24 protein-coding genes are annotated in these 21,237 nt (G+C 42.2%); 10 read left to right on the plus strand and 14 right to left on the minus strand.

The window, feature by feature from the left end:
• Positions 1 to 490: 490 nt before the first annotated feature.
• Positions 491 to 913, plus strand: a complete 423-nt coding sequence (locus tag C5470_RS00815) for a cupin domain-containing protein (protein ID WP_021324965.1) — start codon at positions 491 to 493, stop codon at positions 911 to 913.
• A gap of 966 nt (positions 914 to 1,879) precedes the next feature.
• Positions 1,880 to 2,179, plus strand: a complete 300-nt coding sequence (locus tag C5470_RS00820; protein WP_166285172.1) for a helix-turn-helix domain-containing protein — start codon at positions 1,880 to 1,882, stop codon at positions 2,177 to 2,179.
• Between the two features lie 250 nt (positions 2,180 to 2,429).
• Here C5470_RS00820 and C5470_RS00830 read toward each other — a convergent pair whose 3' ends face one another.
• The 11 genes from C5470_RS00830 to C5470_RS00875 form a co-directional block, all read right to left on the minus strand.
• The gene (locus C5470_RS00830; RefSeq protein ID WP_166285174.1) at positions 2,430 to 3,242 is read right to left on the minus strand and encodes a nucleotidyltransferase domain-containing protein; all 813 of its coding nucleotides are present in this window, start codon (positions 3,240 to 3,242) and stop codon (positions 2,430 to 2,432) included.
• A gap of 5 nt (positions 3,243 to 3,247) precedes the next feature.
• A complete protein-coding gene (locus tag C5470_RS00835) occupies positions 3,248 to 4,474 on the minus strand; it encodes an RtcB family protein (RefSeq protein ID WP_339915801.1) in 1,227 nt (408 codons plus the stop codon).
• A gap of 917 nt (positions 4,475 to 5,391) precedes the next feature.
• Positions 5,392 to 5,736, minus strand: a complete 345-nt coding sequence (locus C5470_RS23515; RefSeq protein WP_422631040.1) for a GNAT family N-acetyltransferase — start codon at positions 5,734 to 5,736, stop codon at positions 5,392 to 5,394.
• Positions 5,715 to 5,918 carry a hypothetical protein gene (locus C5470_RS22415; protein WP_207626841.1) on the minus strand — a complete coding sequence of 68 codons (204 nt, stop codon included), beginning with the start codon at positions 5,916 to 5,918 and terminating at the stop codon, positions 5,715 to 5,717. The genes C5470_RS23515 and C5470_RS22415 overlap by 22 nt, the downstream gene beginning before the upstream one ends.
• Entirely contained in the window at positions 5,915 to 6,235 is a 321-nt protein-coding gene (locus tag C5470_RS00845) for a type II toxin-antitoxin system TacA family antitoxin (RefSeq protein ID WP_339915804.1), read from the minus strand. Before C5470_RS00845 ends, C5470_RS22415 begins: the two co-directional genes overlap by 4 nt.
• A 60-nt stretch (positions 6,236 to 6,295) precedes the next feature.
• Entirely contained in the window at positions 6,296 to 8,050 is a 1,755-nt protein-coding gene (locus C5470_RS00850) for an acetyl/propionyl/methylcrotonyl-CoA carboxylase subunit alpha (protein WP_166285176.1), read from the minus strand.
• 35 nt (positions 8,051 to 8,085) lie between these two features.
• The gene (locus tag C5470_RS00855) at positions 8,086 to 9,699 is read right to left on the minus strand and encodes a 5-oxoprolinase/urea amidolyase family protein (RefSeq protein WP_166285178.1); all 1,614 of its coding nucleotides are present in this window, start codon (positions 9,697 to 9,699) and stop codon (positions 8,086 to 8,088) included.
• A 55-nt stretch (positions 9,700 to 9,754) separates the two neighbouring features.
• Entirely contained in the window at positions 9,755 to 10,522 is a 768-nt protein-coding gene (locus C5470_RS00860) for a LamB/YcsF family protein (protein ID WP_166285180.1), read from the minus strand.
• Between the two features lie 104 nt (positions 10,523 to 10,626).
• Entirely contained in the window at positions 10,627 to 11,274 is a 648-nt protein-coding gene (pcp, locus tag C5470_RS00865; RefSeq protein ID WP_166285182.1) for a pyroglutamyl-peptidase I, read from the minus strand.
• A gap of 9 nt (positions 11,275 to 11,283) precedes the next feature.
• Positions 11,284 to 12,303 carry a DUF979 domain-containing protein gene (locus C5470_RS00870; RefSeq protein WP_339915805.1) on the minus strand — a complete coding sequence of 340 codons (1,020 nt, stop codon included), beginning with the start codon at positions 12,301 to 12,303 and terminating at the stop codon, positions 11,284 to 11,286.
• Positions 12,300 to 13,028 (minus strand): DUF969 domain-containing protein, encoded by a 729-nt coding sequence (locus C5470_RS00875; RefSeq protein WP_166285186.1) that lies wholly within the window; start codon positions 13,026 to 13,028, stop codon positions 12,300 to 12,302. Before C5470_RS00875 ends, C5470_RS00870 begins: the two co-directional genes overlap by 4 nt.
• A gap of 415 nt (positions 13,029 to 13,443) precedes the next feature.
• Here C5470_RS00875 and def point away from each other — a divergent pair, with 415 nt between their 5' ends.
• Entirely contained in the window at positions 13,444 to 13,950 is a 507-nt protein-coding gene (gene def, locus C5470_RS00880) for a peptide deformylase (RefSeq protein WP_036843948.1), read from the plus strand.
• Positions 13,951 to 14,203: 253 nt separating this feature from the next.
• On the plus strand, positions 14,204 to 14,440 hold the full coding sequence (xreR1, locus tag C5470_RS00885) for a cell morphology transcriptional regulator XreR1 (RefSeq protein ID WP_071992945.1): 237 nt from the start codon (positions 14,204 to 14,206) through the stop codon (positions 14,438 to 14,440).
• Between the two features lie 146 nt (positions 14,441 to 14,586).
• On the opposite strand, the gene xreR2 is transcribed toward xreR1, so the two are convergent.
• Complete coding sequence (gene xreR2 / locus C5470_RS00890; protein ID WP_166285370.1) at positions 14,587 to 14,796, minus strand: cell morphology transcriptional regulator XreR2; 210 nt, start codon at positions 14,794 to 14,796, stop codon at positions 14,587 to 14,589.
• 217 nt (positions 14,797 to 15,013) lie between these two features.
• Here xreR2 and C5470_RS00895 point away from each other — a divergent pair, with 217 nt between their 5' ends.
• The 3 genes from C5470_RS00895 to C5470_RS22600 all read left to right on the plus strand — a co-directional run bounded on the left by C5470_RS00895 (position 15,014) and on the right by C5470_RS22600 (position 15,832).
• On the plus strand, positions 15,014 to 15,181 hold the full coding sequence (locus tag C5470_RS00895; RefSeq protein ID WP_036843944.1) for a helix-turn-helix domain-containing protein: 168 nt from the start codon (positions 15,014 to 15,016) through the stop codon (positions 15,179 to 15,181).
• Positions 15,182 to 15,234: 53 nt separating this feature from the next.
• Positions 15,235 to 15,357, plus strand: coding sequence for a hypothetical protein (locus C5470_RS23220; RefSeq protein ID WP_278249173.1), 123 nt, complete (start codon positions 15,235 to 15,237; stop codon positions 15,355 to 15,357).
• A gap of 124 nt (positions 15,358 to 15,481) precedes the next feature.
• Positions 15,482 to 15,832, plus strand: coding sequence for a hypothetical protein (locus tag C5470_RS22600; protein ID WP_242687777.1), 351 nt, complete (start codon positions 15,482 to 15,484; stop codon positions 15,830 to 15,832).
• Between the two features lie 58 nt (positions 15,833 to 15,890).
• Here C5470_RS22600 and C5470_RS00905 read toward each other — a convergent pair whose 3' ends face one another.
• Together C5470_RS00905 and uriH are read right to left on the minus strand one after the other, a co-directional pair.
• Entirely contained in the window at positions 15,891 to 17,087 is a 1,197-nt protein-coding gene (locus C5470_RS00905; RefSeq protein ID WP_166285188.1) for an aspartyl protease family protein, read from the minus strand.
• 302 nt (positions 17,088 to 17,389) lie between these two features.
• Positions 17,390 to 18,340 carry a uridine-preferring nucleoside hydrolase UriH gene (gene uriH, locus C5470_RS00910; protein WP_036843940.1) on the minus strand — a complete coding sequence of 317 codons (951 nt, stop codon included), beginning with the start codon at positions 18,338 to 18,340 and terminating at the stop codon, positions 17,390 to 17,392.
• Between the two features lie 265 nt (positions 18,341 to 18,605).
• On the opposite strand from uriH, the gene C5470_RS00915 reads away from it, so the two are divergent.
• From C5470_RS00915 to C5470_RS00925, 3 genes are all read left to right on the plus strand, one after another.
• The gene (locus C5470_RS00915; RefSeq protein ID WP_166285190.1) at positions 18,606 to 19,361 is read left to right on the plus strand and encodes a response regulator transcription factor; all 756 of its coding nucleotides are present in this window, start codon (positions 18,606 to 18,608) and stop codon (positions 19,359 to 19,361) included.
• A 108-nt stretch (positions 19,362 to 19,469) separates the two neighbouring features.
• A complete protein-coding gene (locus tag C5470_RS00920; protein ID WP_152963492.1) occupies positions 19,470 to 20,771 on the plus strand; it encodes an NAD(P)/FAD-dependent oxidoreductase in 1,302 nt (433 codons plus the stop codon).
• A 73-nt stretch (positions 20,772 to 20,844) separates the two neighbouring features.
• Positions 20,845 to 21,213: a cupin domain-containing protein gene (locus C5470_RS00925; RefSeq protein WP_036843937.1), complete on the plus strand. Its 369-nt coding sequence runs from the start codon at positions 20,845 to 20,847 to the stop codon at positions 21,211 to 21,213.
• Positions 21,214 to 21,237: the final 24 nt, after the last annotated feature.

A 21,237-nucleotide genomic window follows, 5' to 3' on the forward strand; every position in this document is an offset into this window, starting at 1 on the left:
TCGGGCAGTTAAAGAATATTTCTTAAATAGAGTATTTGAGGCACTGTTTTTCAATAAATTTTTTCCTGAGAGTGGCAGCAGGATTAATTGTATATATTTTTTAACTAAAAAAATAATAGCTGTTTTTAGGTGGAATTAAGGTTGATTTAATCAATGTTATGGTTGTCCTAACTTAATAATGTAATTAATCTAACTTTTGATTGAGATTATTTTATGGGGGAATTATCTGCTGCGATGATCTCTAAGATAAAAATTTTATAGTGACTTTTATCACAGTGTGAGTTTTTGTAAAATACTTCTATGGAATTACATATTTCTATTTGATATATTGTTAATAACCAGTTAATTTCTCTGTCGATATTTTTGTGGTGATTGAAATGTCACTATGAAATATTATTTTATTTGATAGATAGTGTTATTTCAATTAATAAATAGAGATGATAGTTACTTTAAAATAAAATTTTATTTGTAGAGATAAAAGGAAGGTAATATGGAATTTATTAAAAATAGATTTTGTCACTGGAACGGTGAGCATCTCGTTGTAGATACAATGGCGAGAAATCACAAAATGGTTAATAGTATGGGTACGGGCGAGGGATTAGTTTCGTTTGATGGTTTTGGTGCTGATCTAATTCGTTTCAGTAAAAATGAAGGGATGCAAAATCATACTCACTTAGGGCATCATATCTTATTTGTACTTGCAGGAACGGGTTATGTTATTTATGCCGGTGAAAAGCATGAAATAGAGCCTGGAGTTTGTTATTTTGTGAATGGGGAAATAGATCACGCGATTAAGGCAACCAGCGATTTGGTCATGGTTGTTGTTGGTAATAATCATTGCGCGGTTGATTCGCAAGATAGGACGACGCTGGTACCGTATAGAGATGGAACCCCAGAGGAATTAAAGGTTTAACTTGGGGTAAATTGAATGAAACATGCGCTAGTGCTTGGTGTGTTGCGAGAATGCCATGATATTCTGCCAGAAGTGGTTATAAATTACTTTAGGTAATAAAGAGAAATTAATTAGTTGAAGGTAACTGGCAGAGAAGAATATCTGATATTATATTTATGAAGATAACTATAACTCAGGAAAAGTAATTGGAATGATAAAAGGATAATGTGAAATTTTTTCAATTAATATAATATGGCATCTCATGAAGGGGAGCCGGTACTAGCCTATGAAATATTAGATTTACTAGTGAAAAATAGAAAGATATATTAGAAGTGATGTTTTTTTATAATAATAAAGGTGTAAGGTAACTATTTAGATTGCCTCTGTATAATGTTTAGTTTGGATAATGATTTCAATGGGTATTGGTTATTAACTCATGAATGAAAGTTAATTTAAAGAAGTAATAATTAAGTCAATATAATATTAGGGGCAGTGTTCCCTGTGAATATAATATGACTGTTGTTTGATTATGATTGCAGGGGCTGAATATATTATCGAGGTAACTTTTTGTTATTTGGAGTTAATAATGTAAATATATATAAGTAATGGGAATGATAGAATGTAAAATATAGTGCCGGGATAAATATATATAAGAAATATATTGATGTTGTTATAAACAGTTTAGCTAACTAACTTAATCCTAATACCTCTATACTTCTGTTATTCCATGTTGGCTTTCTGGGAAAGGGCTGACAGCTTCGACTACATAGCGATAGCTGACTTTTCTTGCGCGTTTGTGCAATGTGTCGTCTAGGTAATATTCTTCCATTGGGTAGGTTTACTGGTAGTAAAAACATCTCATTCTTTCCAGAAAAAGTGAATTTTTATCCTCTAAAGCTGATAGATTCTATAATATCCCCTTAAGGAGATAAAATTGACTTATCCTTTATTGGGGATAAAATATAAAAATCCGTTATGCAGGATAATATGAGTATCACATCTACAAAAATGTTAGCGCATGCTTTGCATAATGAGCGTAAGAAGCGCAAGTTAAGTCAGGATAAAGTTGCTGATAGCATCGGTATAAAACAGTCAACGGTTTCAGAGTTCGAGAATTATCCTGATGGAACCAGGCTTGAAACATTATTTAAGTTGCTTGCGGCTCTGGATTTGGAACTTCAAGTTACCAAACGAGGTGAGTTATCACGTATCTGGTCGTCTTCCTCTAATATTACTCAAGACCAAGAGGGTTTGCATGATCAGCAGGGTTGGGATCAGGAGTGGTAAGTAATGGATAAACTCATCGTTACTTTGAATGGGGTTATTGTCGGATTATTAGAAAAATCCACCAGTGGGGCTATGTCGTTTACTTCTTATGAATAGCAATGATATAAGCTATATGCTGACAGCCAGTAACTTATTCAAATTACTGGCTGTAGGTCAACAAGGGTGTAAAAATCTGTTTTACTGGTCCTTTGTAAACGTTCAACTTTGTCGTTGAGATCTTATGTCATTAGACAGCTTTTTCAGCCATTCTTCAACATACATGCTCTTTGTTATTACCAAGTACTGTACGCATCAGAAGCAAATCCAGTTTAGTATCCGGGAGAAGTTTTTCATCTTTTTTCAACTCGCGGCGGGTAAATGAGTCATCCAGCTCGCGGCGGATAAAGTCATGGATGTGCTTAAAACGTGGGCTATAATCCGTTTCGTCGGCGTTACGTTTGATAGTAAGCAGAGTCTGTATTTCTTGCATCAGAGTTGCATCCTTAACAGTTTCCGCCAGCAGAACGTCGAAACGCATTGGTGGTACGCCTTTACCTGCTTCTATCCAACGTACAGCCAGCAACGGGCGCAGTACATAAAGATATTTTTTCAGCCGTATTTTTTCGCCTTGCAGATAATCACGGAAGTTTTTCTTCGCCATTGACAGATAGTGATACCGCGCTTTGTTGTTGGAAAAGTAGTCTGGCAATAGGGCGCGCAATGCTGTCATAAACTCTGTATCCTCATGGTAGACCACCGGTGAATCAGTCCATTCCATCAGTGTCGGGTTGGCTCGTTTCAGCAGCCCCAGGGTTTTGCGCAGTTCCCAGCCACAAATATCCAGTTCGTCGCTGATCGGTAATTCGATCACATCTCTTGGTGGGTCAACGCGTAAGTACCATGATGGGGTATGAACATAGATAAAGCGCACATCGTAATCGCTGTTTGTCGAGGCAAATCCCCAACCGCGGCTACCGGATTCGCAGGCATAGAGTATTCGTATTTGCTGTTCCGTTTCAAGTTGCGCCAGTTTTTGGCATATGTGTTGTTTCATGGTGTCACTGACACTCAATTTTTCTTTCATAGTGATTATCCTTTTACGCAAACCACCTGACGCAGGGTGTGAACGATTTCTACCAGTGAAGACTGAGCTGCCATTACCGCTTCAATGTCTTTGTAGGCCATCGGAATTTCGTCAATGACGTCGCTATCCTTGCGGCATTCCACATGTGCTGTCGCGCGCTTCTGATCCTCTATCGTGAAGCGTTTTTTTGCTGCCGTACGGCTTAATACCCGTCCTGCACCGTGACTGCATGAGCAAAAACTCTCTTTATTCCCCAGGCCACGTACAATAAAGCTTTTCGCGCCCATAGAACCCGGAATGATGCCCATCACTCCTTTGTGTGCGGCCACAGCGCCTTTGCGTGTCACTAGCACGTTTTGGCCGAAGTGCTGCTCCTGTTGCACATAATTGTGGTGACAATTTACCGCTTCCATCATGGCACTGAATGGCTTTGTAATCACTGTCGCCAGTGCTGCTAGTGTATGTTGCATCATGATTTCACGATTATGGCGGGCGAAGTTTTGTGCCCAACAGACAGCTTCCATATAATCAGCAAAGTGACGGCTGCCCTCCTTGAAATAGGCCAGATTACGATCAGGCAGGTTAGTGATATGTTGTTTCATGTCCTGTTGGGCGAGGGTAATAAATAGGTTGCCAATGGCATTTCCTACGCCACGTGAACCGCTGTGCAGCATCACCCATACCTGGTCGGATTCATCCAGGCATAGTTCGATAAAGTGGTTACCGGTACCTAGCGTGCCTAGATGTTGATGGTTATTGGTTTTCAGTAATTGTGGGTATTTATCGGTCAAGCGCTTAAAGCCTGCCTGCAATATGCTCCAGTGGTGATCGACGGTTTCTGGCGGTTTTTGCCAAGAGCCTTTATCGTGGCCGGTATGGTTTACGGTCCGACCGTGTGGCACGGCGATTTCAATAGCGTGGCGGATAGCATACAGGTTGTCCGGTAAATCTTTGGCATTCAATGAGGTACGTACTGCCATCATTCCGCAGCCGATATCTACGCCTACTGCGGCTGGAATAATTGCCCCATGTGTCGGGATGACGCTGCCGATGGTTGAACCTTTACCAAGATGTACATCAGGCATAACTGCCAAGTGGCTGAATATGAAAGGCATTTTTGCTGTGTTCAATAGTTGCTCACGAGCATCTGCTTCTACTGGGACGCCATGAGTCCACATTTTTACGGGTGCGCTGTTTGGTGCAGTCATTAATTTGTAATCGTTTGTTCTCACATTGTTCTCCTGGTTATTTACCCATTTTATCCGTCACTACTACTATAATTTAAAGTAATAAATATTTTCCCCTTTTTAATCAATGCAGCTAAATTTACTTTCATATTAATTTCCTTATGAATCATTGAAAAATATTGTAAATAAAAACTTTATTCTACTATTAATATATTATTGCGCTTAATGAAAAATGCAATTATTTTATTGAATAATATTGAAATTGTGATGCCAATCGATATAAAAAGGTATTGTGAAAAATTATATGTGAATTTATTAATGATATTTAAATTGTCTATGGTTACGATTAAAGATAAAATATAAAACCATTAAGTGATTATATAATGTTGTTATTGGAATGTTATTTTATTTACTATTAAGTGAGATGTTGGTAAATATATGGCTAATTACTGTGTGGAATGATATGTTTAATTTTTGTCAAAATATGTTTAATATCTCTTTGTAAGTTGATTTTTATTGTGGTTAAATTGAAATTATAAATTTTATTTAATGTTTTCATTGAAAGTGTCAGGATGTACAATATATGGCTCCTAATGTTTTTATTAATTTATTTGTAGTTAATTTTCATTAATATCAGTATCTTATGATTTTTTTGATTGCGAAGTGACTTTTTGTGATTTGTTTTTATTTTTTTGTGAATAATATTACATATTCGGTAATTTATAACGCATTAATAATTTATTATTATTTAAATACACATTGGAATAATAACGAATTATATTCTGTTTTTCGATGATTATTTTATTTTTAATGTTCATAAAAATAAAATATATCCTCTTAATCATCATTTATGTAATTGTACATTATCTTTTTGTTATTTATAGTTCCCGGCATTTTTTAGCCTGTTTACCTATTTATTATTAAGTGTAATAGCCGCTTGATTTATAATTTAAGTATATAGTTTAAAAAATTTGAGAAATCGTTTTCATGGGTAAGAATAAACGAATTTTATTGTTTTGATTGCATAAAAGCTCAAAACCATATTGAGAATAAAATGTCTGAGCAGCATCATTTAGGCAGTCAACAATTACCGCATACGCAGGCATATGATGATTAATTTCCCAAAGGTATTCGAGTGATTTTATAAGAGTAATTTTCCCTAATCCCTGACCATGATAAGTTTTATGTACAGCTAATTGAGCTAATAAAAATACAGGTATGGGGTAGTGTGGTAGTTTCTTTGCTTGTTCCTTCGAAAGCGTATCTCTTTCAATAGAACTTGGCGCTACACAATAAAATGAACAAATGGATAAAGCTGATTTGGTAAAGTCGTCGTGGCAGGTAAAACCATTGTACGGCTGATACCTGCCTGCATGTGCTTTGCTGACTGAGTTTTAATGAAAGTGTTGAGTTCATACTCGCCACACTCAAAGGTTAAATGATCATGCGTTTTTTTATTTAGCTCAATGAATGACTTAGACCAGATCACTTGACTTCCTGCTCTTTAGTAAAGGCAACTGCGTTTAATAATGCTTTATTCGGTTTTTTAGCCTGTTCGCAGGCATTGACGAAATGATCAAAAATATCACCTTTAATAGTCATTCTTTCGTATTCAGACATGACTTGATTAGCATCTCTTTGCATCAGATGTACAACATACTCTGTCAGGCTTTTCATACCTAATAGTGCAGATGATTTCTCTGCTTCTGATTTAATCTCTTCATCCAGACGAAATCTAATCTTGCTGTAACCATAATTTTCTATTTTTTTAGATTGTACGGAGAGTTTCCGTACAATATGGATTATTGGGCAATGTGAGTGTAGTGTTAAGTTAGCTTCTTGGAAATTAACCTGACAGTGTCATGACTAACTTCCACCATTAATACTCGCCAGCACACTTCCCGACTGTTGATAAGAGTTTTCCTCCGCATGGATAACAATTTTCCCAGAACAATGTGCGGTCAGTTGTGTTTCCATCTTCATGGCTTCCATCACAGCGATGACATCACCTTGTTTGACTTCATCGCTTTCCTGCACATACCAGGATTGTAAAACCCCGGAGATGGGGGCTAATACATGATGAGGCGCTGTAATTATGCCCTCAGCTTCACTACCTTTATCCTTGGTAACAGAATTTTGCCCAAGATTAGATAATGAAAGCCCTTCTAATAATCCGGCAGGTAGCCCCAGTTCGTGCCGACGGCCATCAATTTCAATAAAAGTGCGTGTTATCTTTTCTTGAGAGTGATTTTCCTGGCGCGGAACCATTTTTACATCATTGATAAAGTCGGTTTCGATCCAACGTGTATGAACTTTGAATGTGTTATCAGAAATGAAATCGGGATGTTCTATTACTGCCCGATGAAAAGGCAGCACCGATGCAAGACCTTCAATATTGAACTCCTGTAATGCACGCCGCGCTCTGGCAATAGCTTGTTGGCGTGTTGCTCCGGTGACGATCAACTTAGCCATCAGCGAATCGAAGGTTCCGGGAACGATGGAACCGGCCACTACGCCGGAATCTAATCTTATTCCAGGGCCGGAAGGCGGCGAAAATAGTGTCACTGTTCCCGGTGCGGGCAAAAATCCTTTACTCACATCCTCTGCGTTAATACGAAATTCAAAGGCGTGCCCCGATGGAATTGGCGTTGCTGTCAATGATAAAGGTTTACCTTCAGCAATCCGGAACTGCTCTATCACAATGTCGATAGCTGTGGTTTCCTCGGTTACAGGATGTTCGACTTGCAAGCGAGTATTCACTTCCAGAAATGAAATAGTTCCGTCTGCACTGAGCAGAAACTCCACCGTACCTGCCCCGGTATAACGGGCTTCGGTACAAATATCCTGTGCTGCCTGATGAATACGCTGGCGCTGATTATCGGTCAGGAAAGGGGCTGGTGCCTCTTCCACCAGCTTTTGATTGCGCCGTTGCAGTGAACAATCACGTGTGCCAAGTACCACCACATTGCCGTGTTTATCAGCCAGGATTTGAGCTTCAATATGACGAGGTTTATCCAGAAACTGTTCGATGAAGCATTCTCCACGGCCAAAGGCTGCGGTTGCTTCACGAACTGCTGAATTATAGAGTTCGGTTACCTCATCCAAACGCCACGCGACTTTCATGCCACGTCCACCGCCGCCATAGGCCGCTTTGATTGCAATTGGCAGACCATGTTCTTCTGCGAATGTCAGCGCTTCCTCTGCGTTTTTCACCGGTTCTTCTGTCCCTGAGACCAGTGGCGCGCCTACGCGTTGGGCAATTTTACGTGCTTTAACTTTGTCACCCAGAATATCAATTGTCTCTGGTTCAGGACCAATCCAGATTAACCCGGCATCAATGGCCGCACGGGCGAATTCTGCCCGTTCGGACAGGAATCCATAACCTGGATGTATCATGCTGGCACCTGAACGTTTAGCAATATCCAGCAGGTGGGGAATATTAAGGTAAGTGTCAGCGGGGCTGTTTCCTCCTAAACTGTAAGCCTCATCAGCCAGTTGTACATGGTGCGCATTGATATCGGAATCAGCGTAAACGGCAATGGAGTGTAAACCATAATCCCGGCAGGCACGGATGATACGGACGGCAATTTCACCACGGTTAGCGATTAAAACTTTTTTCATATGGTTTTCTTTATTATTCAAAGTCATTGTAGTACTCATAAGTCGTAATCACTCCCTTTTATTTCGTGAAATTCACTGATTGGGTTGAAGCGGATACGGGCATTGACGGGAATTTGCCCGGCAAGATCAAGATGGTAACTGGCAACTGAACCAATGACTGGATAGCCACCGGTCAAAGGGTGATCTGCCAAAAACAGAACCGGTTGCCCACTGGCGGGAACTTGAATGGCGCCAGCGGAAGTTCCCTCACTGGGTAACTCTTCATGGTTAAAACGCGATAAGGGGATGTCTCCATTCAGGCGAATACCTACCCGGTTAGATTGTGGTGTGACCTGCCAGAGTTGGTTTTGTAACAGGGATAGCGCTTCTAAGGTGAACCAGTCGGTACGTGGCCCCAGAATAATATCCAGTGTGACGATATCGTCAGTGGCAGGCATATTGAAAGCCGGGCTTTCGTCCATTGATACAGCGGAACCCCGCGTGACAGTAAGAATATCCAGAATATCGCCTGTAGCGATGGGTTTGGGGCCAATATTTGCCAGCGTATCGTAAGAAAGGCTGGAGAGAATAGGCGTTTTGGCAAAACCGCCACGGACTGCCAAATAACAACGAACACCCGCTTTGGGCGTGCCCAGCATCACTTTATCACCATCATTCAGATCTACAGGTTGGTAGCCATCAATCTGAAACTTCCGGCCAGATGCCGTTTGGACCGTGATTGAGCCGTCAGCGCCTGTGACAGCGATAATAACGTTGCCATGAGTGATGAAGCTTAATCCGCCTTCTGTAATTTCCAGACAGGCGTTATCCGAAGGATTACCGACGATACGATTTGCACTTCGCAACGCTGTTTTATCCAGAGCGCCAGCAGTGGAAATGCCTAAACCCGCTTGCCCTGAACGCCCTAAATCCTGAAAAAGTGTTTGTATTCCGGTTGATAAGATTTCCAGTGATGAATGTTTATCAACCCGTGAAGATATGTCGCCTTCTGGGTGAACAACAGGATTTTCAGGTTGGGTGACGGTGATTGTTGCGCCTTTGCCTTTATCTCTGAAACGTACTCGAAAGCCCGGCTGCAACAGGGAAGGAGGATGACGCGAGAGATCCCACATGCGTTCTGGTGTGGTGCCGATGATTTGCCATCCTCCTGGGCTGGCTTGTGGGTATATTCCACTGAATTCTCCTGCCAGCCCTACCGATCCTGCTGGGATGCGGGTTCTTGGTGTCATCCGGCGGGGAACACGCAAAAGATCAGAATCTGCCACTAAATAAGCAAATCCAGGGGCAAATCCGGTAAAAGCAACGGTGTATTCACTTTCTGTATGTTGTTTGATGACTTCCTGTGTGGTGATACCAAGGGTTTCAGCCACTTCAACCAGATCTTCACCATTGTAATACATTGGGATTTCAACGAGTTTTCTGATTGTTTTATTCCGTATATTCAGATTGCGACCACTGATTTTCCTGGCAAGTTTGACTGCGGAAACGACATTGGGACGAAATCGAATCAGAAGTGTTCTGGCCGCTGGAATAATTTCTTCTATGCCTGGAATTGGGCTGGCGTTAAGTGAGTCAAATAACGCCAGGGTTTCATCCAGATCGCAAAGTTCGACAATAATGGCATTCAAATTAACAGGTAAAAAACGCACTAGGCACTCCTGAGCATGATAAGCGGCATAAGAAGGCACGTGATCTAATGATGACTTACTGGTTTTGAATAAAGGATTGTACGGTGATCCCGGCTTGTTGCAGGGTTATTTTCACCTGATGTGCCATTCCCACAGCTCCGGGGCTGTCACTATGAACACAAATGGAGTCTGCCTGAATGCGTGTAAAGCTGCCATCAATCGCATCAATGCCTCCTTCAGTAACCAGTTGCAACATGCGTCGGGCGATCTCGTTGGTATCATGCAGTACCGCCCCTTTTTCCCGCCGGGAAACCAGAGTGCCTTGTGGCGTGTAAGCTCTGTCGGCAAAGGCTTCAGCAACGGTACGTAAGCCTTTGTTTCTCGCCAAATCCAAAATTCTTGAACCGGCTAATCCAACCAGCGCCAAGTTGTCATCTACTTCACGAATCGCTGTAATAACAGCAAGTGCCTGGTACTCATCGTTGGCAATGGTGTTATACAGTGCGCCGTGCGGTTTAACATAACTCACAGTAGTTCCTGCTGCTGTTGCCAGACCTTGCAACGCACCAATCTGGTAAATAACATCAGCGATCAGCTCATTGCTGGAAATGTCCATATTACGGCGACCAAATCCAACAAGGTCGGGGTAGGAGACATGGGCGCCAATAACTACCTGATTTTCATGGGCAGCTTTCAGGGTTCGAAGAATCCCGGCGGGATCACCGGCATGAAATCCACATGCCACATTGGCACTGGTGACAATGTTCAACATGGCATTATCGTCACCCATTTTCCATTGACCAAAGTTTTCGCCAAGATCACTGTTTAAATCAATAAATTTCATAGTTTTAACTCCAATAAATTGATATTCAAAGAGATAATGAAAAACTCAGGAGGCTTATTTGCTCTGTATGATCACCTGTGATTTAGTGGTGGGAGCAAGTCATATTAGTGAGTTGTTCCGCCACTTATGACAATATCCTCACGGTTTTTTAGTGCCTGATTAATCGCAATTTTCAGTGACGTTGTTATCGTTTCCAGTGCCATGCTTGGTGCTCCAGGATGTTTTACCGCCTGTTCAGGCAGATAGGGAATATGGATAAATCCACCGCGAACTTTAGGATTAGTGAGTGCCAGATGGTGCAGTAAGCCATACATGACATGATTGCAAACATATGTACCGGCGCTTTGTGAAATCGAAGCAGGGATCCCTGCGACTTGCAGGCTATTGGCGATCGCCTTAATCGGTAGTGTAGAGAAATAGGCGGCAGGTCCTTCTGGCACAATGGGAGTATCAATGGGCTGATTGCCTTGATTATCAGGAATACGTGCATCATTGACGTTGATCGCTACACGTTCCACCGTGATATCTGGTCTGCCACCTGCTTGTCCCACAGCAATCACCAATTCAGGTTGTATTTCATCAATGGCAGCATACAGGCAAGTTAGGGAAGTGTTAAATACACACGGGAGCTGGCGAGTTTCAATATGTACTCCGGATAGCTGCTGATCCTGTAACCGTCTGACTGACTCCCACGATGGATTGGTGGTTTCACCGCCAAAAGGCTCAAAAGCGGTAATCAAAACTGTTTTCACGGGATCCTCCTATAAAAACATCAAAAAATAGAGCAGAAAAACGTTGGCAATTAACAGCGTCGTTCCGGTGGGGATTTGTGCCTTAATGACCGCATTGCGGTTTGGCAGTTCCAGCAGTGCGGCGGGAACGATATTGAAATTTGCCGCCATTGGGGTCATCAGTGTACCGCAATAGCCTGAGAACATGCCGATGGCTGCCATCACTGCCGGGTTACCGCCGTGCTGTAGTACCAGAATTGGAATACCGATCCCGGCGGTAACAATCGGGAAGGCGGCGAAGGCGTTGCCCATCACCATTGTCAGTAATGCCATGCCGATAACGTATGTCGTTACAGCGATAAATCTGTTATCGACTGCCAGGTAGTTTTCAGTTAGATGAGAAATGGCGGTACCTACGCCCGCTACGGTAAATAAGAGTCCCAGCGTAGCTAATATCTGTGGCAGGATAAACGCCCAGCCGATTGCATCCAGCAAGCGACGTGCTTCTTGGGCTGATTGAGAGATGTCTTCACGTGTCATTTTCAACGCAATGCCGTATCCGGTTAAACAACCCACAGTCATGGAAAACAGTGTCACCAGTGTGGAATGGTTACCGGTACCGAATAATGCCTGTTGTAGTCCAGGGACATGATTAAATAGTAGCACTCCCACTACAGTGACAATAGGAATCGCCAGTGCGGGAAGGAAGATACGATGGCCCAGGCGAGAGGCACTTTCCTGTCGTTGCTGAGGTGTACGCTGGTGGTAGCTGCCGAGTCGCACACCGCCAAGACCGGCTATCAGCGCCATCAACACGACGATCAGCCCTACACTGATATTCAGCATTTTTTGAGCCTCAGCTTCGCTGCTTGCCCATAACTCCATCAAACGGTAGGTCCAGTCACCAACTAGAAATACGATTCCGTATAGCGTCCAAAATAAGCTGGTGGTCAGGCGGCGGGGGTTGGTGTGATCACACAAGGACATCACGGCTACGGCCAACAGGATCACGCCAGCCAGCCAGTAAAGATACTGTTGCTGAAACATTATCTTGCCTTCCTGTTGTTTTGGTCCATGCCATTCAAGGCTGCCAGCTCGTTAGCGATGTGGTGGTCAAGTCGGGATAAACGGAAAGCGTGGATCAGGAAGGCGCAGATAGCCGTAGGGATCCCCCACATGGCGATATGCAGTGGCTCCGTTTGGATGCCGCCAGACTCCAGCATGAAGTTATGCATAAAGATAATTGCCCCAAAGGCGACGAAGATATCTTCACCGAAGAAAAGGCCAACATTGTCGGTTGCTGCTGACATAGCACGTAGACGATAGCGCACATTGTCAGGCAGATCGCTGTGGCGGTTTTCCGTTGCGCCTTCCACCATAGGAGCCAGCAATGGGCGCACCATTTGCGGATGTCCACCCAGGCTGGTCAGGCCAAGTGCCGCTGTTACCTCACGAATGAACAGATAGACAATCAGCAAACGTCCGGCGGTCGCTGTTTTGATATTCCTAATCCAGGTCTGAGCCTGCTCTTTTAAACCGTGTCGCTCCAAAAGGCCAATAGTTGCCAATGGCAGTAGCAGGATCAATGGCAGATTTCGGGTATTAAGGAAGCCGGAACCTAACTTTTCCAGAATATTTGTGATTGGCATATGTGCCGCCAGCCCGGTGATGATTCCGGCGACAATCACCACCAGTACGGGGTTAAACCTCAGTAAAAAGCCGACTACAATGACCGCGATTCCAATCAGCGGCCATAGATTCACTATTTGTTGCATGTTGTGTTACCTCTGCATATAAAAATATCTGTTGTTATGTAGATAGTTACGCTTTTAGGGAGAGGAGCAGTCAAATTCAAACAATGCCACACTAAAGGGATCACTCAGCCCGAAAGTAGGATCAAATTACATGCCCCATAAAAAAATGTGAGTCAATAGCTTCTTGGTAAATTCAAGTGATATGCCATTAGTGCTATTTAGCCGCTTCAAAGGTGTACTGGATGATATGATATCGATTAATTTCTATCATAGAAAACATATCGCTTAAGGCGTAGTTACTACCTAATTCAGTATGAGAAGCGTACTAACTATATAAATCTAAAAACAAAGCAGCTTGGGTAGAGTAGCTTGACTGTGCGGTTTAACGCCGATTGAAAGCAATGACAGGCTGCTCGAATAGAGAGAATTATTTATCATGGCAACATTAGAAATATTGACTATTCCAGATGAACGACTGAGACAAAAATGTGTTGAAGTTACAAATGTTGAAGATATCCAAGGTCTTATCGATGACATGCTTGACACCATGTATAGCACTGAGAATGGGATCGGTTTGGCTGCACCGCAAGTTGGACGAAAAGAAGCGGTGGTGGTCATTGATATTTCAGCGAATCGAGATCAGCCCTTGATTCTGGTCAATCCAAAGATCGTTGAGAAAGAACGCAGTGTTATGGGGCAAGAAGGGTGTTTATCTGTCCCAGGGTATTACGCTGATGTTGAGCGGTTCGAAAAGGTAAAAGTTGAAGCGTTAAACAGGCATGGTGAATCCATTACGGTAGAAAGTGAAGATTTCCTGGCTATTGTGATGCAACATGAAATTGATCACCTTCATGGCAAGATTTTTATTGATTACTTATCACCATTGAAAAGGCAAATGGCGCTGAAAAAAATTAAAAAATATCAAAATAGCAGAGCATCTTAACCGGGTTTAAACCTAAGTAATCAAGGGGCAAAACTGAAATACCAATGTAATGTAGATTAAGTTTAGACAAGCCCCTTGAAGCATTTGGCTTTGTTGATATAACGCTGGGGGGCACGATTTATCAAAAGGAGAATTAACCCGTCATTTCTTCTTTAAACATAACTGGCTGTAAATCATATTAGTGACACGACTTATAGGAAAGCGTGACTTATAGTCCGTGGTTAGATAAGTAACATCGTTCGATACTTATCGGATGAAAAAGCCTAATACAATAAAATCCCTTTTTGGACAAAGAGTGAGACATATCAGACTGATATCTGGTATGTCTCAGGAAGCGTTTGCTGATAAATGTGGGCTTGATCGTACTTATATCAGCGGTATTGAACGTGGAGTCAGGAATCCCACGCTTGAAGTTATCAATGTTATTGCAAATGGTTTGCAGATTGAGTTGAAAGATCTGTTCGATTTGAGTATGGAAAAAAAGAGTTAACCGGCTTTATTTGCGCATCATGTGATGACTTTATTTGTTCCGCTATTTCCCTTCAGAAGATTTTATCTCAACGAGTGGTATGAAAGTATGTTGGAGTAGCTCATCTTATTGATTGATGAACTACTCCATTTTCGATCTATAGCCACCTACCTCATGTACCTTGAAGGCCATATCTCGGCGGGATCGCAATCTAAAGCATCTGCAATGAGCCGCTGCCCTTTGGGCCAACGGCGTTGCAAGGTATTGGCAAGGGTTGATGAGGCTAACCCTGCCTTTCTTGAAACTGCTGCTAACGATGTTCCCCGTTTTTTCAGTGCTGCGATGATATCTGCTGGGTGCCAGTCCTGATTTTTCATCATTAATTCTCCACGTTACGGATAACTTTGATATGAAAAGATAAATCGTTACATAGTAGACTATAAGTCACATATGATAACATAACTTACCGTGAAAAGTGACTCATAGTCCGTGGTCTGATAAGTAACATAATTCGATACTTATTAGATGAAAAAGCCAAATGCTGTAAAATTCCTTTTTGGACAAAGAGTTAGGCATCTCAGACAGTCGTCTGGAATGTCTCAGGAAGCCTTTGCCGATAAATGTGGAATTGATCGTACCTATATCAGCGGCATTGAACGGGGGATCAGAAATCCTACGCTTGAAATTATCAATATCATTGCAAGTGGTTTGCAGATTGAGTTGACAGATCTGTTTGATTTCAGTACAAAACCAAAAAGCTAGCCGTACCTTTCCCCTTATTTCTTAGAGGTAAGTGTGATTGAGGAAATGTCAAGATGAGTAAATTGCATAAAGGCATGAGTCAAGAAGCGTTTGAGAATGGTTATTTTTACGCAGCTGAACTGCGACAATTTGCTAAATCTTTGGGAATTACCCCCGATAACTTGAAAAAAAAATGAGCTTGAGCTGCATATTCGGTCACGCTTGTTTGGTTATTCTGGTGATTTGCCGATTGCTATACCTAACAAAAGAGATCGGGTTGGTCGAGATTTACTCACCCTGAAAAGTTTGGTCATAAATTATGTGAGTGACAGACAAACGAAAAATTTCTTGCTAGAGCAGGTGAGCGGCCAATATGGGATATTACCGGATAAATCCGGCCAATGGTATTGGCTGAATCACTGGCGTAAGGCACAAATTGCTGATAATAACCAAATTACCTATGGCGATTTGATTGAACATTTGGCTTCTCTGAAAAGGCAAGCAGGGAGACTTCCACAGATCCCTTCCGCCCGTTTGAATAATTTTATTAGCGATTTCATTGCCGATCCGGAAAATGAAGGTAAAGGGAAAAAACAAGCGCTGGAAATATGGCAAGATCTGAAAGAGAAAAATTTACCTAAAACGTACCTTGCTTATAAACAGAATAAATAATCAACTGAGGAATAATTTATAAAGGGAGATTCAGGTTCTCCCTTTATAAATAGCATGATTAAATATTAATGACTTGTTGAGCGCCATTCCGTTCAATTTTTATTGTCAGTTTACCCGATGGTGTCTCTGACAACTGATTGCGAACATAGGTGATATTTTCAGGAAGGATTTTCTGGCCGTTGACTTCCAGCACAATATCACCATTTTCCAAGCCAAATTTCTTAATATCTTTTGGTTCGTTATAAAAGATTTCTACTTTGTTATCAAAATAGCGAACTGCGATAGTACGAAGGAATTTATTATCATAACGGGTAAAGTTTTTGGCGTTAAAACAGAGCAACATTTTATTGGGAATAAACAGATAGTCATCAAAACGTGAGAGGAAACTCATACCAAGATAGTATTGGTCATTTTTGTTTTCACTGATTCTCAGACGACCAACAGGCAGTTGTTGTAAATAAAAGCCGTCAATCAGGTACTCTTTCCCACTAGCAAGCCCACTGGCGGAGGCGTATTTAACATTGATTCCTTCAGAAATTTTATCTTTATGATTTTTTTTCAGATATTCAATAAGCTCTTGAGATGCATAGCTATAATCAGCTCCGGTATCTATGTTGAAAATGACATTAGAAACCTGGATTGCGGGAGATTTCCCATAGCTGTCACTGTAAGGTTCACATTGTTGATAATTGAGGATTGAAGGTGCATGGCGCCATACTGTCAGGGTATGGTTCAAGTTATTCACTTCCCAGTTTAATTGGCGGAAAGTATCAATTCCAAGGATACCATCCAGCTTCTGACCAATGGATTGATTGAAAAGATTTATATCAATGCCAATCCAGGGATCAGAAGCCGGCACGCTATAATTACCGATGGTAACAGCAAGAGGCTGCCATAATGTCAGCTCATCTCTGTGTAATCGCTTTTCACTGGTTGTAATTAATCCATTGGACAACATATGGTGAAATGTCACCGGTATTTTTGATTCTGGCGTGATTTGGGTCAGTGTCTTAGCCAGTTCATTATCAATGAAGGTATAACTGGCTCCGGTATCCAGCAGAAATTGATATTTTTTACCGGAGAGAGTGACAGGAATAATGAGTGCTGTAGGCTGATAGATGTTCAGCTTAGTGGAGAGTACAGGCTTGTTTTCTTCTGAAATAGGTTTTTTTTCCGTATGGCTACAGCCGGTTATCAGTGTCAGCAAACTCGCGATAATAATTGCCTTGGAGGTTATTTTCTCCTGCTTTCTCATAAGATTGGATTCCTTTTCTGTGGTGTGGAAGATAAAAGTCTATATTCCTGTGAAAACTTAACCTGGGCACTGGCAGCAACAAGATTGGGGTAATACACGTTACCAGTACAGGTTAACCTTAATTGTGAATATTATTATCTGCTTCTTTACTACAATCAAAGGTAAACAATCACATTATTATACCTGATTGAGATGAAATTCAGTCAGTTACTGTGTAGTCACGAATAAGGTAGCACTGAAAGCCGTTTAGTCTTAACTAACGGCTTTAATTATGATTTTCATTCCTGTGGTAATTTTCCACCTTAATCGCAGGTATCACCAATGTTGCTCAACGCATCAATGATCAATTGCCAGAATCGCTGTTGATCCAATTTGACTGCAACTTGGGTGTGGCAATCTTCTGGTCGTGGAAAACGGAAATCCACCACGGTCATACCGACGGTTAAGGTGCCGTTCAGTTCAATATTGACCGGCACTTTTTGTGTCGTCATCAACGTAGGGTCAATCACATAGGCGACAGCACAAGGATCATGTATTGGAGGGCAATTGAAGCCGTGTCTCTCCTCGTAACTTTTGCCGTAGAACTCCAGCATGTCCACGACAAACCGGGAAGCTTTGGTATTGATACGTGAAATTGCTTCCGTCACTTCTTGTGTGGCTCGTGCCTGATGTGTGAGATCCAGTCCGACCATCGTCAGCGGCCATTTTTCATTGAAAACAATATGTGCTGCTTCCGGATCAACTTTGATATTGAATTCTGCAACTGCACTTCTGTTAGCCGTGTGATATCCCCCTCCCATTAAAACAACTTCTTTTACCCGTTCAACGATCTGTGGTGCTTTACGGACAGCGAGAGCAATATTGGTCAGACTGCCGACAGGAACTAGTGTTACTGTTTTGGGGGGATGAGACATGATGGTATCAATGATCAGATCCGTCGCGTGACGGGGATCAAGCGTCCGTGAATGTTTCGGGAGTTTCACGCCTCCCAGACCCGATTCGCCGTGAATATCCGGTGCAGTTTCGAGATCACGGACCAATGGACGATGACAGCCTGCGGCAAAGGGCACTCCATTAATACCGCCAATATGCGCTATCGCCAGCGCGTTGCGAGTGACTTTATCCAGTGTCTGATTACCGGCAACCGTGGTGACGGCTAATAGCTCAATATCAGGATTACCCTGTGCCAGTAACATCGCAATGGCATCATCATGTCCCGGATCGCAATCAAGAATAATTTTCTTGGTGGTCATTTTTACTCCTTATCAGAGAAAGTGATATAAAAAATGAGAATAATCCAGTTAAAAAATCTATTCCGTGATGAGGTCTTAGGTCTATGTGAGGGTTCTCATAAATAATTAATAAAATGTTTCATAATTGTGATTTTATTAGCATATAAACAACAATTGAGTTGTATAACCAGTTTGAGTGTGATTTTTATATAGTTTCGCTATGGAATTGGCGGGCAATATCTACTTCGGATTTATTGTTAATTTCTTAATAATTGCGAGGGCTGGAATGGATATTCATGTGGATAGATTGTCAGCAGTGATTGAATCTGTGGCAACCAGTGAATTTTATCCTAATCTACTTAACTGGTTGGAACAATTTATTACCTTTGATAACGCCATTGTCTATGCCTTCGAGCAAGGCGCTCCTCCACGTTGTTTAAGCAAAGCAGAGAAGAAAAACAGCGATGCGGTAAACCAGATTTATCAACAGGGTGCTTATCTGCAAGATCCTTTCTATCAGGCTTTGATAAAGGGGGCTGAGACTGATCTACTTACCTTACGGGAACTCGTTCCTACAGGATTTTATCATACTGACTACTATCTGAATTTTTATCGTAAAACCGGCTGGCGGGATGAAGCGGGCGTTTTGCTGAAACTCTCTCCTCAAAGGCAGCTTGGCCTGTTTTTTGGTAATGAAAATCAGCCATTTTTCATACAAAAACAGCACCAGAAAAGCCTGCGAACAGCGCTGGAAATTATTCGCAGTGTCGCCCGATTACACGGTGAAATGGTGCAGCAAGCCTCTTCTGCTGACATGGTTTATCTGGATACCCAGGCCCGTTATGCTTTAACACCAAGAGAATGTGAGATTGTTGAATTGATATTGCAAGGTAAAGGATCTCCACAGATTGCTGAGAAACTGTTTATCAGTACTGGAACAGTGAAAAACCACCGGAAAAATATTTATCAAAAACTGCAAATCAGATCACAAGCAGAGCTGTTTAGCCTGTTTTTGACGTCTCCTGTGCGTTATTTCGCTTGAGTCACAATTGTTAATACAGTGTTGCAAATATCCCTAAAGGGACATGGTGATGTGACTCCGCACTACAGATAATCCGGTGATTATGTCAGATGCTAATTGGGGTATCACATGAACAATAATGTTGATTCATTAACTTATTATGCAACGACCAAGAAATATGATCTTCGTTTTCCGATATTAAAAGAAGATCTGGATGTGGATGTTGTCATTATCGGCGGTGGATTTTCCGGTATTAATACCGCGCTTGAACTGGCGGAAAAAGGCATCACCAATATTGCGATTCTGGAAGGGCGTCATCTTGGCTATGGTGGTACTGGCCGTAATGGTGGTCAGGTTATGGCGGGTATTGGTCATGATCTGGAAGTGATCAAGCGGCATGTTGGTGAAAAAGGGCTGGAGACGATCTTTAAGATCAGTAACCTCGGTGCCGGCATCATTCGTGATCGTATTGCGAAATATAACATTGACGCCGATCTTTGCCGTGGTTATGGCTATCTTGGCTTTAATCAGCGGCAGGAAAAAACGTTACGTGGCTGGCTGAAAGAGTTTCAGGCGGTTTCTCCTGATGAAGAGATTGAGCTGTATACCGGCTCTGATGTGAAAAAGGTTGTGGGTTCTGATGTCTATACCTGTGCGTTGAAGCATATGGGGGGCGGGCATGTTCACTCCCTGAACCTGTTATTGGGTGAAGCTAAAGCCGCGACAGAACTTGGCGTAAAAATCTTTGAGAACAGTCAGGTGTTGAATGTTGAATATGGTTCCAGGGTGACGGTTCGGACCTCGATGGGATCTGTTCGCGCTAATAAAATGCTGTGGGCTTGTAACGGTTTCCTCAATGGCCTTGAGCCTTACATCTACAAGAAGACAATTAACACTTATGCCTTCCAGCTAATGACGGAAGAATTATCGGATGATTTGATCAAGAAAATCAGTCCGATCCGTGGTGCATACAGTGATATTCGTCCGGTTATTGATTACTACCGGGTGACTAACGAAAATCGTCTGTTGTTCGGCAGTACAACACCTTTAATTGAACACATTCCAGCGGATTTGAAGGCCTGGAACCGCCATTTGATGCTGAAAGTTTTCCCCTATCTGAAAGATGTGAAAATTGAATTGGCATGGGGAGGACCATTGTGTTGCAGCGCCAACCTGTTCCCGCAAATCGGCTCTTTGCCGCAGCATAATAATGTGTTCTACGTGCAGGGATATTCCGGCTTTGGGGTAACGCCAAGCCATATCGTTTGTAAGGTTTTGGCTGAGGGGATAAGTGAAGGATCTGAGCGTTATGACCTGATGAGTTCAATTCCTCATGCGAACATTGTTGGCAAAGATACATTGCGGCATCTGATGGTGTCGGCGGGCAAGATTTGGCATCAAACGTCAGGATACTGGAAAGGCCGCCGTTAATTTATTGAGATTTTAGGTATCAATAGCGTTCACTGAACGATTTATAAATTCTTTTATTTAAAGCGAGAACATCATGATTAAATCACTTTTACTGAACAAATCACTGCCTGAACTGTTGGACATTGGTAGCGTAAGCAATCTGGGTGCTACCGTGGTGGAAGGTGATCCGCAGGCAAGTATTGCAATGATATTTGGTGAACCGGCTGATAATCTGACTTGCGGTATTTTCGCCTGTACCCGTGGCAAATTCAGTATGGTGTATCCGTTTGATGAGCATGCAACCGTCTCGGAAGGCTCGGTAAAACTGACCGATGTGAAAACCGGTGAGACAGTTGAATATCATCCGGGGGATTCCTGGTTTGCCGCGAAAGGAACTGAAGTGTTGTGGGAAGTGACCGCAGACCGTTTTGTGAAGCATTATTTTTCTTGTATTAAAGGTTAAAAAGCACCTGTTTGATCAGAGGTA

Origin of the sequence: Photorhabdus stackebrandtii (assembly GCF_011189495.1) — a bacterium.
GTDB classification, from domain to species: Bacteria; Pseudomonadota; Gammaproteobacteria; order Enterobacterales; family Enterobacteriaceae; genus Photorhabdus; species Photorhabdus khanii.